General features: G+C 65.3%; 13 protein-coding genes. All 13 read right to left on the bottom strand.

Going from position 1 to position 16714, the window contains the following annotated elements; all coding sequences use genetic code 11:
- Positions 1-36: 36 nt before the first annotated feature.
- Positions 37-1326: a DotU family type VI secretion system protein gene (locus OKW45_RS08800; protein WP_429467281.1), complete on the bottom strand. Its 1290-nt coding sequence runs from the start codon at positions 1324-1326 to the stop codon at positions 37-39.
- Positions 1327-1349: 23 nt separating this feature from the next.
- Positions 1350-2684: a type VI secretion system baseplate subunit TssK gene (tssK, locus tag OKW45_RS08805; protein ID WP_429467284.1), complete on the bottom strand. Its 1335-nt coding sequence runs from the start codon at positions 2682-2684 to the stop codon at positions 1350-1352.
- Positions 2685-2704: 20 nt separating this feature from the next.
- The gene (gene tagH / locus OKW45_RS08810) at positions 2705-4456 is read right to left on the bottom strand and encodes a type VI secretion system-associated FHA domain protein TagH (RefSeq protein WP_429467287.1); all 1752 of its coding nucleotides are present in this window, start codon (positions 4454-4456) and stop codon (positions 2705-2707) included.
- A gap of 31 nt (positions 4457-4487) precedes the next feature.
- Positions 4488-6479 carry a type VI secretion system Vgr family protein gene (locus OKW45_RS08815; protein ID WP_429467289.1) on the bottom strand — a complete coding sequence of 664 codons (1992 nt, stop codon included), beginning with the start codon at positions 6477-6479 and terminating at the stop codon, positions 4488-4490.
- A 1-nt stretch (position 6480) separates the two neighbouring features.
- Positions 6481-6870: a DUF4280 domain-containing protein gene (locus tag OKW45_RS08820; protein WP_018422989.1), complete on the bottom strand. Its 390-nt coding sequence runs from the start codon at positions 6868-6870 to the stop codon at positions 6481-6483.
- A gap of 23 nt (positions 6871-6893) precedes the next feature.
- Positions 6894-9680 carry a type VI secretion system ATPase TssH gene (gene tssH / locus OKW45_RS08825; RefSeq protein ID WP_429467292.1) on the bottom strand — a complete coding sequence of 929 codons (2787 nt, stop codon included), beginning with the start codon at positions 9678-9680 and terminating at the stop codon, positions 6894-6896.
- Positions 9681-9684: 4 nt separating this feature from the next.
- Positions 9685-10743 (bottom strand): type VI secretion system baseplate subunit TssG, encoded by a 1059-nt coding sequence (tssG, locus tag OKW45_RS08830; RefSeq protein ID WP_429467294.1) that lies wholly within the window; start codon positions 10741-10743, stop codon positions 9685-9687.
- Positions 10728-12623 carry a type VI secretion system baseplate subunit TssF gene (gene tssF, locus OKW45_RS08835; RefSeq protein WP_429467296.1) on the bottom strand — a complete coding sequence of 632 codons (1896 nt, stop codon included), beginning with the start codon at positions 12621-12623 and terminating at the stop codon, positions 10728-10730. The genes tssG and tssF overlap by 16 nt, the downstream gene beginning before the upstream one ends.
- Before the next feature lie 4 nt (positions 12624-12627).
- The gene (gene tssE, locus OKW45_RS08840; RefSeq protein ID WP_429467299.1) at positions 12628-13140 is read right to left on the bottom strand and encodes a type VI secretion system baseplate subunit TssE; all 513 of its coding nucleotides are present in this window, start codon (positions 13138-13140) and stop codon (positions 12628-12630) included.
- Positions 13133-13969, bottom strand: a complete 837-nt coding sequence (locus OKW45_RS08845; RefSeq protein WP_429467301.1) for a type VI secretion system accessory protein TagJ — start codon at positions 13967-13969, stop codon at positions 13133-13135. The genes tssE and OKW45_RS08845 overlap by 8 nt, the downstream gene beginning before the upstream one ends.
- 95 nt (positions 13970-14064) lie before the next feature.
- Complete coding sequence (locus OKW45_RS08850) at positions 14065-14553, bottom strand: Hcp family type VI secretion system effector (protein ID WP_018422995.1); 489 nt, start codon at positions 14551-14553, stop codon at positions 14065-14067.
- Positions 14554-14598: 45 nt separating this feature from the next.
- A complete protein-coding gene (gene tssC, locus OKW45_RS08855; RefSeq protein ID WP_187616311.1) occupies positions 14599-16095 on the bottom strand; it encodes a type VI secretion system contractile sheath large subunit in 1497 nt (498 codons plus the stop codon).
- A gap of 25 nt (positions 16096-16120) precedes the next feature.
- Entirely contained in the window at positions 16121-16627 is a 507-nt protein-coding gene (gene tssB / locus OKW45_RS08860; RefSeq protein WP_018422997.1) for a type VI secretion system contractile sheath small subunit, read from the bottom strand.
- Positions 16628-16714 lie beyond the last annotated feature (87 nt).

Genomic DNA, 16714 nt, shown 5'->3' on the forward strand with positions numbered 1-16714 from the left:
CCTGCGCCACCCGCGACGGAATCATCCCGAAGGCCTTCACGATGCCGCTCCCGGCGCCAGCACCGTGATATCGACACGGCGGTTGCGCGCACGATTCGCGGCGGTGTCGTTCGGTGCGATCGGCTCGGCGTCGCCGCGCCCTTCGGCGCTGAAGCGGGCCGGGTTGCCGGCCCGCGACGCGAGCATGTCGCGCACCGCTTCGGCGCGCGCCTGCGACAGATGCCAGTTCGACGGGAAGCGCGCGGACAAGACTCGCTGGCTGTCCGTGTGACCCGCGACCACCACGTTGCCCGGCACTTCCTTCAACGCGTCGCCGATACGCTGGATGAGCGGGACGAAACCCGCGGCCAGATCGGCGCTGCCCGACCCGAACAGGCCGTCGCCATTGATCGTGACGACGGTCCGGTCGGGCAACTCCGAGACACGCACCAGGCCTTGGGCAATTTCAGGCGCGAGGAACTGCGATAGCTTCGGCGCAGGTTTGGGCGCCGCCGCCAGCTTCGAGGCAAGCACGGGAGCCGGCGCGACGCGGATGCCGTGCAGCGCTTCGAACACGCGGTCGGACATGTCGTTGAGCCTGAAGCTCAACACCAGATTGACGATCACCAGCACGAGGCAGGCGATTGCCGCCGCCACCCACAACGGCACGAGTTGCAGCAATGGCTTGCGTTCGACCTTGACCGGCAGCCAGTGCGGCGACAGATCGCGTTCGGCCGCGCCGCGCTGGCCGCGAATCATCTGTTCGAGGCGTTCGCGAATCGTGTCGAGCTGCGTGCGGCCACCGTCGATCAGACGGTAACGTCCTTCGAAACCCAGGCCGAGAATCACGTAGATCAATTCGAGCACGTCGATATTGGCCGCGGGGTTCTGCGCGAGACGCTGCAGGATCAGGAAAAAGCGCTCGCCACCCGAGGCCTCGTTGTGGAACGTCACCAGCAAACTGCGGCTGCCCCACAAGCCCGCCCCCCATGGCGTGCTGGCGATCGCTTCGTCGAGGAACGTGCACAGGCAATAGCGCGAGGCGCCGAGCTTCTCGTCGTCGATGCCGTTGGCGCGGCCTTGCGTCTCGAAGTTGCGCACCATTTGCATCAGCTGGTTGCGCAGGTCTTCCACATTCGGATGGGTCGGCAACTGCCGCAACGGCAGCGCCAGTTCGATCAGCGGGTTGGCCGCGCGCAACAGCGGATTCAGACCGCCGCCGGCGGGCAGCATCGGCGCGGGCGTTGCCGCGGCCGCCATGAACGCCGCCCGCGCGCCGCCCGGTGTCGGAATCAGAATCGTCGCGCCGGGATCGTCGGCGGGGCCACGCGGTTCGTCTGGACTCACGATGAACTTCCTCAATCAATGCATCAGCGGCGAATTGCCCAGAACTCCATCGTCAGTCCGGGAAAGTCGCCGGCGACGTGCAACGCCATGCCCGCGGAATTCGCGAACTGCTTCCACAGTTCGTTGCCGCGATCGAGTTCGAAGTAGGTAAAGCCCGCATGGAACGGCAGTTGCCGGGGCGCCACGGGCAACGCGCGCAGGCCGACGCCCGGCAATTGCAGATTGACGAGATCGCGAATCCGTTCGATCGGGCCGATCTTCACCTGTGGCGCGAAGCCGGTCAGGATGTGCTCGGCCGGCATTTGCGCGCGCACCGCGAGCACGAAGGTGGCGCCGGCAAACAGTGTCTTGTCCGGCACGATCGCCACGCGCAAGCCGAACTTGCGCTCTTCGAGCGGGATCGCCACGGCGTGCGGGTCCATCACCATGCTCAGCGACGCGCGAATGTCGTCGATCACCGGTGCGAAGGTTTCGCGCAACCACTCATGGCGATACACCGGATACGCCGGCGGCCGCTTCGACGCCTGGCTGAAGGTCGCCAGCTCGCCGGCCAACTGCACCGCCACCCGGTACAGCGCCTCGGGATGGAAACCTGTCATCGTCGAGAGATGCGCGGCCAGCGGCTCGTGGCGATTGATCAACTGCAGCAACAGGAAATCGGCCACTTCCGCGACACCCGTCACGCCGGGCTGTGCAAGGCGTCCGGCCAGCGCTTCACCGCGTTGATGCAGAAGGCCCACGAGGTCGTCGACGAACGCCGCGAGACGGCGCGCCACCCGATAGTCGAGACACGGCGGGCTGTAGTCGTTTTCGAGCACGACGCGGTTGTCGGGCAGACGCTCGAGCACGCGCGCGACGCCGAGCGCGGTGTAGGCATTCGCCACTTCGGGAGCGAGCGCGAGACGCACGCGCAGTTTGCCGATCTGCAGCAACGCCGCGCCGGCATTCGGATCGTTGCTGTCCCTGACGTCGAATTCGGCGACGCGGTGTCGCGCGAAGTTCTCCTCGCTGGCGTCGTTGCCGGTTTCGGCGACACCCGGCCTGCGCACCGGCAGCGCCAGTTGGACCAGCATGTTGCGGGTGCCTTCGGGAATCTCCAGCGGTTCGGGCAAGTCATCGTCGGTGGGCAGATCGAACGGTGTGCCGTCCGGCATCACGCCGGAGCACGACAGCAGCGCGAGCTTGCCGAGCTTGAGCAGCGACTCGTCGATCTCCAGCGCGGTAAAGCCCCAACTGTACGGACGCAGGCCGGCCGCGCGCGTCTCCAGTTGCCGCTGCAGATAGCGGTCGTGCTGCTGCAAATGCTGGGGCTGCAGAAACATCCCCTCCGACCAGATGACTTTGCTGTTCCAGGACATGTTGTCTCGTTCAAACGTTTCTAGGTGGGATCGGCGGGATGCTTCGGCTGACGCTCGCGGGCCGCACGCAGTTCGTCGATCTGGGCCTCGTATGCGTCATTGAACGCCTGACCGAAGAGCCTCTGGAAGTCGTCGTCGGCTTCGCGCGCGACGGCGCCCTGCAATTCAACGAACAAATCCCACAGTTTCGCCTTGCGGTTGGACAGCACTTTTTCGAGCGCGCCGGGGTCTTTCAGCTGCGCTTCGATCGAAGCGGGATCGAAGCGTCCGAGCACATGCGCGAGCGCCGCGCGCATGCCGGCGAGCACCGCGAGCTCGTGCGCCTCGATATCGTCGAAGGCGCGCCTGAGCGCCTCGTCCGGCGGCAGATAACCGGCCGAGCGGCCAGTCAGCATCTGCGCCAGCGCGCTGTCGACGTCCGGAAAAAACTTGAGCGGATTGTTGTCGCGCGCGACGATCATCGTCGTGTCGAGACGGGCTTCGCGTTTGGTCATCGAGCGCGCGCGCAGCACGCCCATCGTGCCGCGCAGCGCGTCGCGCAGCATCGTGCCGATCAGACGCGCGAACTCCGCTTCGGGCAGGTTCGGCGCGCGCGACGGATCGAGGCCGAGGCCTTCGAGCAGCGCCTGCAGGGTGGCCGGGTTCTGGCTCGCGGAAGTGGCGGCGCCGGCGTGCCGAACCGGGGTCGGCTGGGCGCTCGGCGCTGGCGCGGCAGGCGCTGACGTGATCGGGCCCGCGGACGGAGCCGGCTGCTGAAGCTGTTGCGCAACGGGCTCCAAAGCGGGCTCCAAAGCGGGCTGCGCAGCGGACGACGGCCCCGGCGCTGCGCCAGGTACAGCCACCCGCGCGGTGGCGGTCTGCGGCGCGACCACCGGCACGACCACCGGTACCACGGGAGCCAAAGGGGTCGATGGCGCAAACTGCGTCGACGGCGTTGTCGGTATCCCGAACAGATCATCGAACGGTGTCGCGGCCGACCCTGCCGCGCCGGGATCGAGCAATCCCGGCGGCAAGCCGGTCGGGCCGCCCAAAGGCGCGGGCGCGGGCGCAGTGGGCCACCCCGGCAACTCGTGCGAAGGATGCGGCGCGGCCGGCGAGCGGCTGCCCGGCTGCCCGGGGGTTTCCCATTGCGCCAACGCATCCGCGAGCGGGTCGTAGTCCGCCGGAATGCCCCCCGTGGGTGTGGCAGGCCGGCCGGGGTCGGGCCGGGATGCTTGCGGCGCCGAAAACGCCTGCAACTCCGGCGACACGTGATCGCTCTCCGAGCCCGCAAAGCCCGGACCCGACGAGACCCGCTGCGGTTCGCCGAAGCCCGGCTGCCCGAGTGGATCGAGCGCGCCCATCTGCAACGCGTCGCCTTGCGAATCGGCCGGCAACGGTCCACTGAGCACCTGCGCGGCACTCAGCGGATCACGCCCGCCCGTCAAACCGCGCACGCCGGCCGCCTGCTCGCCGATCGACACCTCGAGCAGATACGGACCGATCAGCAGACGGTCGCCGTCCGCGAGCCGCGCCTCGCGCGTGCCGCCCAACGCGCGCTGATTCAGCACGCTCGGATTGCTGCCCAGATCGCACAGCAGATAGTCGCCGCCGCGAAACTCGACGCGCGCGTGAACGCGCGAGATCGCGCGTTGTTGATCGGGCAGCACCAGCGTGCAGTCGTTGGCCCGGCCAATCGTGCCTCCGGCGGGGCCGAACGCGATCGCGATCGGCTCGGCCAGCGTCTCGTCGTTGAATCGCGCAACCCGCAGCGAAAGAATCGGATAGTTCACTTGGCTCCCCACGAGCGGTCAGGTGCATCACTCACGATTTGATTTTCTTGGTTCCGTCGTCGGCGTCTTTGGGCGCGCTCGGCGCGGTCGGTGACGAGCCGCTGCCGGAGCCCGCCGAGCCGCCCGAATTGAGCAGGATCGGTGTGCCCGACACCGCCACGCTGACCGGCCCGACCACCACGAAGGCGCCGCCCGCCTTCAGCGTAATGCTCGCACCCGCTTCGATCACGATGTTCATGCCCGCCTTGATGTGGATATTCATGCCGGCGTCGATCGCATAGTCCATGCCGACCTTTTCCTGCAACTTCTGCCCGACCTTCAGCGACGCGTTGCCATCGACCTGGGCGTTCTGGTCGCCCGTCACGGCGTCGTGGCGCGCGCCGGTGATCGCCACGAACTCGTTGCCGGTCACTTTCAGATGCCGGTCGTTGCCGACGTTACTGAGCATGTCGTTCTTGACCCAGGTCTCGTGGTCCTTCTCGGCGTGGAAGAACAGTTGCTCGCTGCCCTTGTCGTCGTCGAAACGCATTTCGTTGAAACCGCTGCCGCCCTTGGTCGAATTGCTCTTCAGCGTGGAGAACATCTGATTGGCCGGCAGTTCGTACGGCGGCATCGTGTTCGCGTTGTAGACGCAACCGGTCACGAGCGGCCGGTTCGGATCGCCCTCGATGAACTCGACGACCACCTCCTGACCGATCCGCGGCAAGAAGAACGTGCCCCAGCGTTTGCCGGCCGAGCTCTGCGATACCCGCACCCAGCACCGCTTCATGCGCTCGTCGGCATCGGCCGGCGGAGCGAACTGCTCCCAATGAAACTGCACCTTGATGCGGCCATATTTATCGGTGAGGATTTCTTCGCCGTCCGGGCCGACCACCATGGCGGTCTGCGGGCCCGCCACGACCGGCTGGGGCGTCAGCCGCTCCGAGCGGAAGTGGTTTTCCTTGCGCAACGCGGTGAACGCGCAGTCGAAGAGCGGCAGCGAAGGATCGTGGCGCACCGTCGACACATAGACATCCGAATTGATCTCGTATGCGGCGCTGACCACCAGATACTCGTGATTCTGCGCATCGCAGGCGTGATTCTCGAGCTTGAACTGACCGCCCGGCCAGATGCCGCGCGCGCTCGATCGGCCCGAAATGCTGTCGTTGCGCGCCTGACGGATCTCGATGCCGACCTTCGCATAGCGGTCGCCATCGCTCGACTGCGCGTGGCCGCTCAGATGTTCCTGCATCGCGTACACCGGCGGATCGTAGACTTTCGGCCGCGTCGCGCGCGACAGCAGGCCTTGCTGATTGCTCAACGTGGGCTTTTCGAAATCGTAGTCGTTGACTTCGTACTTGCCGGTCTGCAATTCCGCGCCCGAACTCCACGCATACACGCATTCCTTCTCGTTCGAAGGCTCGTACCACGCATCGTACGAAATCGACGCATAGTGTTCGATCGGTCCGTGAACGTCGCTCGAATCGGTCAACACCAGCGTGTGCTTGCCCCCTTTGTGCTCGAAGTAGTAGTACATGCCCTCGTGCTCCATCAGGCGGCTCACGAAGGCGAAATCGGTCTCCCGGTATTGCGCGCAGTGCTGCAGCGGCGGATAGGTCGCCTGGCATTTATTGCTGACGTCGATGTTGTAGTCCTGCAGCACGCCGGTCACGATATCGAGCACGCTCTTTTCATGGAAAAAGCGGCTGTGCGACGCGCGCGTGAGCAGCCACAGCCGCGGACGCACCACCGCTTCATAGCGCGCCATGCGGTTGCGGGTGTTGTCGCCCGGTGCGACGATCCGGAACGCCGTGACGATCCCGTTGAATTGCCGCTCGCCGTCCTCTGGCAACGACAGCGCAATCGAGATGTCATGCCCGAGCAGATCGCCGGCCTGCAGATCGTTGCGCTTGCCAAGCAGATCGAGCCGCCATTCGCTCAGGCGTCCCAACTCCTCGGTGCCGCTCAGATGCAGAAACAGCAGATCCTCGCCGGCAGGCGCGCAACTGACGGTGACGTGTCGGTTCGGGTTTTGCGTGGTCATGTCACGGAATCATCGTCTTGACTGTCGCCGGGTTGACGATCGTGACCACGCCACCCCAGTTGCACATGCAGGTCGACACGTTGTCGAGCGACGGCTGGTTGCCGAGCAGCACGGTCGGCGCGCCCGGCGTCCACGGCGTCATGGTGGCCGGAATGCACGGCATCGGCGTCAGCACGCCCAACGCCGCCGCCGTCGCGGCGGCGACGGTCGGATTGGCGGGCGAGCTGCACACGCCGAACGGCATGATGTTGACGAGCGGAATGTGATCCATGATGTTGGCCGCGGGCGGCCCTTCGCCCATCACCCGGTTGACCGGCAACACCACGAGCGTCGAAGGCGCCGCGCCGAACGAACATTGCAGCGTCGCGCCCATGCTGACTTGTTGCGGCATAAGAAGGCATCCTCCGCTTTCGATCAATCGAACGTATAGAGAAATTCGCCGTCGCGCGCGCCGATCTGCACTTTCGTGACCGGGCTGCCGTTCATCATGCGCGTCAGAAACTCGGTGCTGATGCGCGGCAACAGCGTGTTGGTCAGGATTGCGTCGATCATGCGTCCGCCGCTTTCGAGTTCGGTGCAGCGGCTGCCGATCAGCTTCACGACGTCGTCGTCGTAGCTGAACGGAATCTTGTGCGACACGCGGATGCGTTTCTCGATCCGGCCGAGCTGCAGCCGGATGATCGCGCCGAGCATCTCGTCGGACAGCGGAAAGTACGGAATGACCACGACGCGCCCCAGCAAGGCCGGCGGAAACACCTTCAGCAACGGCTCGCGCAGCGCTTTCGCAATACCCTCCGGCTCCGGCATCAGCTCCGGGTCCTTGCACAGGCTCGTGATCAGATCCGTGCCGACATTGGTGGTCAACAGGATCAGCGTGTTCTTGAAGTCGATCACGCGGCCCTCGCCGTCTTCCATCCAGCCCTTGTCGAACACCTGGAAGAACAGCTCGTGGACGTCGGGATGCGCCTTCTCGACCTCGTCGAGCAGCACCACGCAGTATGGACGGCGGCGCACCGCCTCGGTCAGCACGCCGCCTTCGCCGTAGCCGACGTAGCCGGGCGGCGCGCCCTTCAGCGACGACACCGTATGCGCTTCCTGATACTCGCTCATGTTGATCGTGATGACGTTCTGCTCGCCGCCATACAGCACCTCGGCGAGCGCCAGCGCGGTCTCGGTCTTGCCGACTCCGGAGGTGCCGGCCAGCATGAACACGCCGATCGGCTTGTTCGGATTGTCGAGACCCGCGCGCGAAGTCTGAATGCGCCGCGCGATCATCTCCGTCGCATGAGCCTGGCCGATGATGCGCCGGTTCAGGTTCTCCGCGAGCTTCAGGACGTTTTCGATTTCGTTGCGGACCATCCGGCCCACCGGTATGCCGGTCCAGTCCTGCACGACGGAGGCGACCGCCTGCTGGTCGACGGTCGGCAGGATCAGAGGATCTTCGCCTTGATGCTGCGCGAGCTGCGCCTGTAACTCGCGCAGTTCGGCGAGCCGCGCTTCGCGCGTCGCGGTGTCGCTGGCGGGGTTGTCAGTCGCGCCGGTGGCCGCTGTTTCGTCTACCGTTTGGTTCGCAGCTTCGTTCGCTTTGTTCGTGTCGTTCGTGTCGTTCACTTGCGCCGCGCCTTCCACCTTGCCGGTCTCGCCGCGCAGTTGCGCGCGCAGCGCGAGAATCCGCGTCACCAGTTGTTTTTCCGCCTGCCAGCGGGTGTCGAGCGTGGCGAGACGCGCCTGTTCGGCGGCGAGCTTTTCCGCCGCGGCGGCTTCACGCTCCCGCGTGTCGACGCCCACCGCGCTTTCTCGGCCGATGATCGCCAGCTCGGTTTCGAGCGCGACGATCCGCTTGCGCGAATCGTCGACCGCTGCGGGCGTCGCATGCTGGCTGACCGCCACGCGCGCGCAGGCGGTGTCGAGCAGGCTGACCGCCTTGTCGGGCAACTGCCGCGCCGGAATGTAGCGATGCGACAGCCGTACCGCGGCTTCGAGCGCTTCGTCGAGCACCTGCACCTTGTGGTGCTGCTCCATCGTCGAGGTGACGCCCCGCATCATCAGGATCGCGCGGGTCTCGTCCGGCTCGCTGACCTGCACGACCTGGAAGCGTCGCGTCAGTGCGGGGTCCTTCTCGATGTGCTTCTTGTATTCGGCCCACGTGGTCGCGGCCACCGTGCGCAGGGTGCCGCGCGCGAGCGCCGGCTTCAGCAGATTCGCCGCGTCGCCGGTGCCGGCCGCCCCGCCCGCGCCGACCAGCGTGTGCGCTTCGTCGATGAACAGGATGATCGGCTTTTCCGACGCCTGCACTTCCTCGATCACCTGCCGCAAGCGGTTCTCGAACTCGCCCTTCATGCTCGCGCCCGCCTGCAACAGACCGACGTCGAGCGTGCGCAACTGAACGTCGTGCAGCGACGGCGGCACGTCGCCCGCCGCGATGCGCTGCGCGAAGCCTTCGACCACCGCGGTTTTGCCGACGCCCGCTTCGCCCGTCAGGATCGGATTGTTCTGGCGGCGGCGCATCAGGATGTCGATCACCTGGCGAATTTCCTCGTCGCGCCCGACGATCGGGTCGAGCTTGCCGTTGCGCGCCTGTTCAGTCAGATCGGTGGTGAAGCGCCGCAGCGCTTCCTGCTTGCCCAGCGCGGCGGCCGGCACCGGGCCGCCCGTGGTGTCCGCGTCGCCGCCTTCGCGCTGCGCGCCGCCCGCCCGAAAACCATCGCTCGCGCTCATCGCCGCTTCCGGCGACTCGCGCAGCAGGCCGTGAAAGTCGTCGACGAGCGACTCGAGCTTGATGCGCTCGAACTGACGCGAGATGCCGTAGAGCCCGTTGCGCAGCGATGGCGTCTTCAAGAGGCCGACCACCAGATGGCCGGTGCGCACCTGCGACTCGCCGAACATCAGCGAGCCGAACACCCAGCCACGTTCGACCGCCTCCTCGACTTGCGACGAGATGTCGGTCACCGAAGCCGAACCGCGCGGCAGACGGTCGAGCGCTTCGGTCAGATCGCGCGCCAACGCGGAAGGCTCGAGCCCGTAGTGTTTGACGATGCGGTGCAGGTCGGAGTCCTGCAGTTGCAGGATCTGGTGGAACCAGTGCGACAGCTCGATATAAGGATTGCCGCGCAACTTGCAAAACACGTTCGCGCTCTCGATTGCGCGGAATCCGAGCTTGTTCAGCTTGCCGAACAACGCTGCCCGTTTGATCTCGGCCATTTTTCTATTCCCTCGATGATGTCGATGGCGGCGCCGCCACAGCAATCCGTGAACGGCCGTCCGGACCGGTCGGCCGCAACACCAGCTGACGCTGATCGCCGCGCGCCGGGTGGCCGAGCGTCCAGGTGGTGTAACCGAGCCGCGTGTGGCGCCCGAGCTTCAGGCGTGGCACCTCCTCCTGTTTCAGCACCAGCCGGAGATCCCAATCGAGCCCGTCGCGCGCGTAATTGCGCACCCAGTCGACGAGGCGCTTCAGACTCTCGCCGCCCGGCAGGAAGCGCTCGTAATCAGCGCGGCTCAACGGGCCGATGACGATGCGGAATTTATGCTGGCAATCCCAGACGCGCGCGCCGAGCAGCGTCGACACGCCGAGCGCGGCCGAACCGTCCGCTGCGCCCAGGCGCAACAACGAATTCGCGGGCAGCGTCATCCAATGGCCGACCCACTGTTCGATGTCGACCGGCAGGTTGAAAAAACGCGCCAGCACGAGTTTCAAACCGGCGGCCGGACGGGTCGGCCCGCCCAGCAATCCGGCGAAGTGCAGTTTGGCGAAATCGGGCACCGCGTCGCGATCGCGCAGCGTCGGCTCGCCCAGCCCGAACACGCTGCCGACATAAAAGGAAAAGCGATCACGCCCCGGACGGTCGAGACTCACGGCCGGTTGCGCATTGGCCCACGCGCGATAGAACAGCGACACCATCCGGTGGTGAAAGACATCGAGAAAGCGCGCGAAGGTCGGATCGTTCGCGTTGCGGGCGCGGTCGCGAGCGTACTCGGTCAGATGGGTGGGCAACGGACCGTGCGGCCCGAGCAGGCCGAAGAACTTGACCGCGAGGCGCGCGGCGTGATGCTCGCCGGCCGGGGTGAAGTCACCGAGCGTCGTCGGATGGAAAACCAGTTCGGGCTCCTGCACGAAACGGATCGCATCGTCGCGCGGCTGCATCGACTCGCCGACGCGCGGCTTGTCCGCATACGCATTCTCCAGCAGCCGCACGACCTGGAAGAAGTCGAAGCGGCGCGCATCGTCTTCGAGCCGGCGCAACAGTGTCAGAGCGTCCGGCATTGTCCGACCCTCGCTGGCCAGCGCATGATCTCGCCGCGCGACAGCGTCTTCACGACGGTCTCGGTGAACGAATTGATCGATACGTATTGCGCGAAATATTGCGCGAGCACGGCACCGAGCAGAAACGCGCCGGCGCCTTCGAACGCGGCTTCGTCGAGCGTCAGCGTCACTTCTAGACCGCGGCCGAATACGATCGGCCCCGCGCCCGGCAAGCGTCGCGTCACCGAGCGCGAATCGATCGAGCGCACGCCTTCGATCAGCCGCTGACTCGCGATCTCGTCGGCGGGACAGTAGAGACTGAGCAGATCGCGCAGCGCGCGGGCGCCCTCCTGTGCATCGTTATCGAGCAGCGACGAGTAGTTCAACGACAGGTGACTCAACAGCCGCCACGCCACGGCCCCGTGCGCATACGACGGCAGCGGCCGGCTCGGGCCGCTCACGCAGCGCACGCTCTGCACCGGCGCTTCGACATCGAGCGTGAAATCGGCGGGGCCGACGCCGACCGGCATCGTCAGTGGCAGGTCGCGATTCGTGCACAGCACCTGCAAGCCGAGTTGCCGCAGGTCAGCGCGAAACGGCGCATTGCTCGCGTCCACCAGCGCGATGAACATCTCGCTGCCGAGGTAGCTCGTGCGCGGGCCGCGCTCATGCTGACGCGCCGACGGCAGACGTTTTTCGCGGCGCACCTGGTAGTACGCGCCGGCGCGATACGTCGCGCCGAGATCGCGCGCGTGATAGAACGGCTCAAAGCGCTGCTCGCCGCCGGCACCCGCGCTATAGCCGGTCGCACTCTCGATCTGATAGATCTCGAAGTCCATCGGCCGGGTGCGATCGGCCACCACGTGATATTCGAACTGTTCGTCCGACAGCGCGATGCGATCGGTACGCCGCGAAAAGAGATTGATCGCGGGCGTGCAATGCAGCGCGAAATTATTGGCATCGAGCGATTGTTCGAGCAGCGGATCACCGCGTTTGAGCAACACGACGACTTCGATTTCGGTGTCCGCGCAACGCCGCAACGCCGCGTGCAAACCGTCGATGGCGAGAAACATGAAGCGCTGCGGAAACGCGAAATACTCCTGCAACAGCCGGTAGCCCTGGAACGACTGCCGGCTGACAGGCAGCAATGCTTCATCGTCGGCAAACCCGAGCGGCCGCAGCGCGCTCGCCGGCAACTGCACATGCCAGGACGCCGGACGTTTGGCCGGCATCACGACGACGCCGCTCACCGAACCGAGCAGACGCTCGTGGATACGCGTGGCCATCCCGTCCGCGCCGCGCAGATACAGCGTCAGCCGGTCGAGTTTCAACTGGTTGATTCTCAGACCGGCGGTGGCGCGTAGGCGCAGCCTGAGGCCGGCCTTGATAGCGGCGCCCGCCGCCATGCTCGCCGGCAGCGCGCTGTCGATGCCACCGAGCGAGCCCGCGTGCGTAAAAAACCGCGCTTCCGTGATTTCGAGCGGCCAAAGCCTCAGTTCGTGCGCGCTGCGGTATTCGCAGCGCGTCGAGCCGTTCTTGTCGAGCACGCTGCGCAGCGTACTGCCGCGTGAAACTCGCACGCCGTCCGCAAGATTGGAGCTGGTCAGGTCCGGCTGGATCTGCACCACGGCCATCGACGGCGTGGGCGCGAGGTAATGCGGGTACACCAGCTCGGCGAGATGCTGGGTGAAGCGCGGAAACTCGTCGTCGATCTTCAGTTGCACGCGCGCCGCGAGGAAACTGAAGCCTTCGAGCAGACGCTCCACGTAGGGGTCCGCGCATTCGAGGTTTTCCAGTCCGAGGCGCCCGGCGATCTTCGGAAATTCGCGCGCGAACTCGCCGCCCATCTCCCGGAGATGCTGCAGTTCCTGGCTGTAGTATTTGATCAGGTCTGGATTCATGGCTTCAGCGCGGCCCGCCCTGGTCGATCACGCGGATTTCGCCGACTTCCAGGTCGAGTTCGGTCCTGAAGTAGAGCCGCTCCGGATACGGCTGCGCCCACAGATCGCCCTCCACCAGAAACGACACGGTGTTGTGGCGCCCGGTCGTCTCTTCGAGTTGCATCGAACTGACCCGCACGGTTTCGCGCAGAATGCGCGGCTCGAACGCCCAGATCGCATCGCGCACGAGCCGCTCGAGCCGCGACGGATCGATGCCTGAGGCGGTCTTGCCGGCAATGTCCGGCAGGCCGAAATTGATCACGGATGTCGCGACACACGGATAGCCGCTCAGATCCTGCACCGACGCGAGGCCATTCGCGTTCAGCAGCCAACCGAGGTCGCGCTGCACACTTTCGCGCAGCGCGCGCATCGACAGAACGCGCCGCTCGCGCGCTTCCTGCTTCGCCTCCGGTTCGAGATCGGTCAGCCGGTCGAGCAGCGACGGTTGCAGGCGATCACGCGCGGTCAGTTCAGCCATGATCCGGCACGGCCGCGCCGTCCTGTTCGGCAGGCGCGTCGCCGCTCGTCAGTTCGATGGTGCGCACGTCGAAGAGCGCGTAGTCGTTCGCATCGGAGGCGAACATACGCTGTCCCACCGGCCGTGCGAGCACGGGATCGTCACCGATCCATTCGGTCAGGCGCGCGAGCCACAACGCTCGATTCGGCTCGGCGAGCGTGCCCGGATAGCGGGCGGGAATCAGACCGGCGGCCTGGCCGTCGTTGGCCCACGTGAAAACGGCCGGCATCCAGACGCGGTCGCGCAGGTCGGACGGCGGCTCGATTTCGATCCGTTTGATGCGCGAAAAAGGAATCCAGTAATAGCGGCCGTTCAGCACGGCTTCGAGTGTCGGGCCGAGCCGGTTGTCGGCGTCGGCGAGCCACGTGAACGGTTCGCCGTTCAATGCGCCGGCGGTGGCGGGCGCCTCGTCGAGCGCCCGCGCGCGCGCGGCGGCCGCCGCGCCGCTATCGCCCGCGGTGTCGAGCCGCAATGCCTCGAGGAGCAACGCAAGCCAGCCGGTCGGCTCGCCGAAGATCAGCGGCGCGCGCTCGCCTTTGAAAACCGCTTCGCGCAGCGCCTCGCATTGCAACGCTTCACGATAGGTTTGCACCATCGGCAACGCGGCCGCGTCGAGTTCGCCGACGACGTTCAGTTGCGTCAATGCGCGATCCCAGGCGCCCGTCACCGCGAGCACCTGGAATAGAAAGACGCGATAGGCGGCTTTCGACGGATCCTTGCGAACCTGCTTTTGCAATTCGCGCAGACATCCGTCGAGATCGCCTTCGCGCAAGCATTCTTCTGCGTTCATGCCGGTTCGCTCCGGTCTGGCTCGAGTCGTCCCACCCGCCGCCGCACTGCGACGGCAGGACCGCCGCAGTGCAGTCGCCCTTTGCGGTCAGCCGATCAGGTAGTCGCGTTGGCGGGGATGTTCCACTTCACTTCGACCACCCCGCCTTCCTTCTCGCCCTTCGCGTTTTGCGGCTGGTACTCGACATGGAATTTTTCGAAGTTGAGCGTGACGTTCTCGGTGAAGCGTTCTTCGCCGCCCGAGCCGCCGGTCGAATACGAGCTGACCAGCACGCCGTTCAACGTGATCTTGTAGTACTCGAGCGGATTGTCGCCACCTGCCTTGCGCACCGTCAGCAACGCCGTGTCGATGTGCGTGCCTTTGGTGCAGGCTGCCATGATCGGCGGACTCGCCTTGTCGCTGTATTTGGTAAATGACAGGTCCTGCACCGACACCTTGCCGGCGCCGCCGCCCGTGCCCATGTGCATCGTGCCGCTCTGGCTCAAGCCCCAGCTCCACGCGAGCACTTCGATTTCTTCCTTGTGGGTCTTGTCCTGCGACTCGCCCTTGATATCGCCCAGCTTCATGAACATGTCGATGGCCATCTTCTTCTCCGCTCAAAGCAATTCGTCACTCAATGGGGATTTCCGTCATGCCGCCTTGGCGGACGGAAGCTTCGAAACCAACCGTAGCGATACGGTCAGGCCTTCCAACTGGTAGTGCGGACGCAGGAAAAACTTCGACGTGTAATAACCGGGATTGCCTTCGACTTCCTCGACGACCACCTCGGCGGCCGCGAGCGGGCGTCGTGCCTTGGACTCTTCCGTCGAGTGCGCCGGATCGCCGTCGACGTACTGAAGGATCCAGTTCTGCAGCCAGCGCTGCATGTCGTCCCTCTCCTTGAAACTGCCGATCTTGTCGCGCACGATGCACTTCAGGTAGTGAGCGAAGCGGCTGCAGGCGAACAGGTAAGGCAGACGCGCGGCCAGGTTCGCGTTCGCGGTGGCATCGGGGTCTTCGAACTCGGCGGGCTTGTGCAGCGACTGCGCGCCGATGAAGGCGGCGAAATCGGAGTTCTTCTTGTGCACGAGCGGCATGAAGCCGTTCTTCGCGAGTTCGGCTTCGCGGCGATCGCTAATGGCGATTTCGGTGGGGCACTTCATGTCGATGCCGCCGTCGTCGGTGGGGAACGCGTGCACCGGCAGGTTCTCGACGGCGCCCCCCGACTCGATGCCGCGAATCCGCGAACACCAGCCGTACATCTTGAACGAGCGGTTGATATTGCTCGCCATCGCATAGGCGGCATTGGCCCATGCGTATTTGCCGCTGTCCGCGCCGGCCGTGTCTTCCTCGAAATCGAATTCCTCGACCGGATTGGTCTTGGCGCCATACGGCGCGCGCGCGAGAAAACGCGGCATCGCGAGACCGACGTAACGCGCATCCTCGGATTCGCGCAGCGAGCGCCACGCGGCATGCTCAGGCGTCTGAAAGATTTTCGTCAGGTCGCGCGGATTGGCCAGCTCCTGCCATGAATCCATCAGCATGACAGCGGGATCGGCGCCGGCGATAAACGGCGCATGCGCGGCGGCCGAGATCCTGGATATCTGCGTCAGCAGATCGACGTCGGGCCCGCCGTTGTCGAAGTAATAATCGGCCACCAACGCGCCATACGGCTCGCCGCCGAACTGGCCGTATTCCTCTTCGTAGAGCTTCTTGAAGATCGGGCTTTGATCCCACGCGGTGCCCTTGTACTTCTTGAGCGTCTTGTACAGATCGCCCTTCGATACGTTCATCACGCGGATCTTCAACGTCTCGTCCGTCTCGGTGTTGTTGACCAGATAGTGCAAGCCGCGCCACGCGCTCTCGACTTTCTGGAACTCTTCCGAGTGGATGATCTGATTGATCTGGGCGGTCAGCTTCTCGTCGATCTGCGCGATCAGCGATTCGATCGTCGCGAGCACATCGCCCGAAATCACGTTCGTATCGCGCAGCGCCTGTTCGGCGAGCGTGCGCACCGCCGTCTCGACGGCTTCCTTCGCCTTCTCGCTCTTCGGCTTGAATTCCTTTTGCAGCAGATTCGCGAAATCGCTCGTTTCAAGCGACGCCTCGCCGGGTTGCGCTTGCCCTTGGGTGCTAGGTTCAGCCATGGTCAGACTCCCCTGTAGATCACGCTCATTGCTGCGGCTTCGGTGCGGACGCCAACGACTGCAGCAACGCAGGATCGTTGAGCAGTTTCGCGATCAGTTCCTCGGCGCCGGTCTTGCCGTCCATATAGGTCAGCAGGTTTTGCAACTGGCCGCGCGCCTCCAGCAGCTTCGACAACGCGTCCACCTTGCGCGCGACCGCCGCGGGCGAAAAGTCGTCCATGCTCTCGAAGGTCATGTCGACCGCGAGGTTGCCCTGGCCGGTCAGCACGTTCGGAACCTGCACGGCGACGCGCGGTTTCATCGACTTCAGACGCTCGTCGAAGTTGTCGACGTCGATCTCGAGAAACTTTCGATCCGCCACCGGCGCGAGCGGATCCGCCGGCTGACCGGAGAGATCGGCCAGCACGCCCATGACGAAGGGCAGATTGACCTTTTTCTCCGACCCGTAGACTTCGACGTCGTACTCGATCTGAACTCGCGGCGCTCGATTGCGCGCGATGAATTTCTGGCTGCTTTCCTTGGCCACGACCATTCCCCTGGTTGACGCCTCACGGCCGCGAGCAGCGCGGCGCATGACTGGCGTTGCTAGAAGCGAAAAAGCCTATCCCCGCCTGACTGC

Source organism: Paraburkholderia lebeckiae, from assembly GCF_050436225.1.
GTDB classification, from domain to species: Bacteria; Pseudomonadota; Gammaproteobacteria; order Burkholderiales; family Burkholderiaceae; genus Paraburkholderia; species Paraburkholderia tuberum.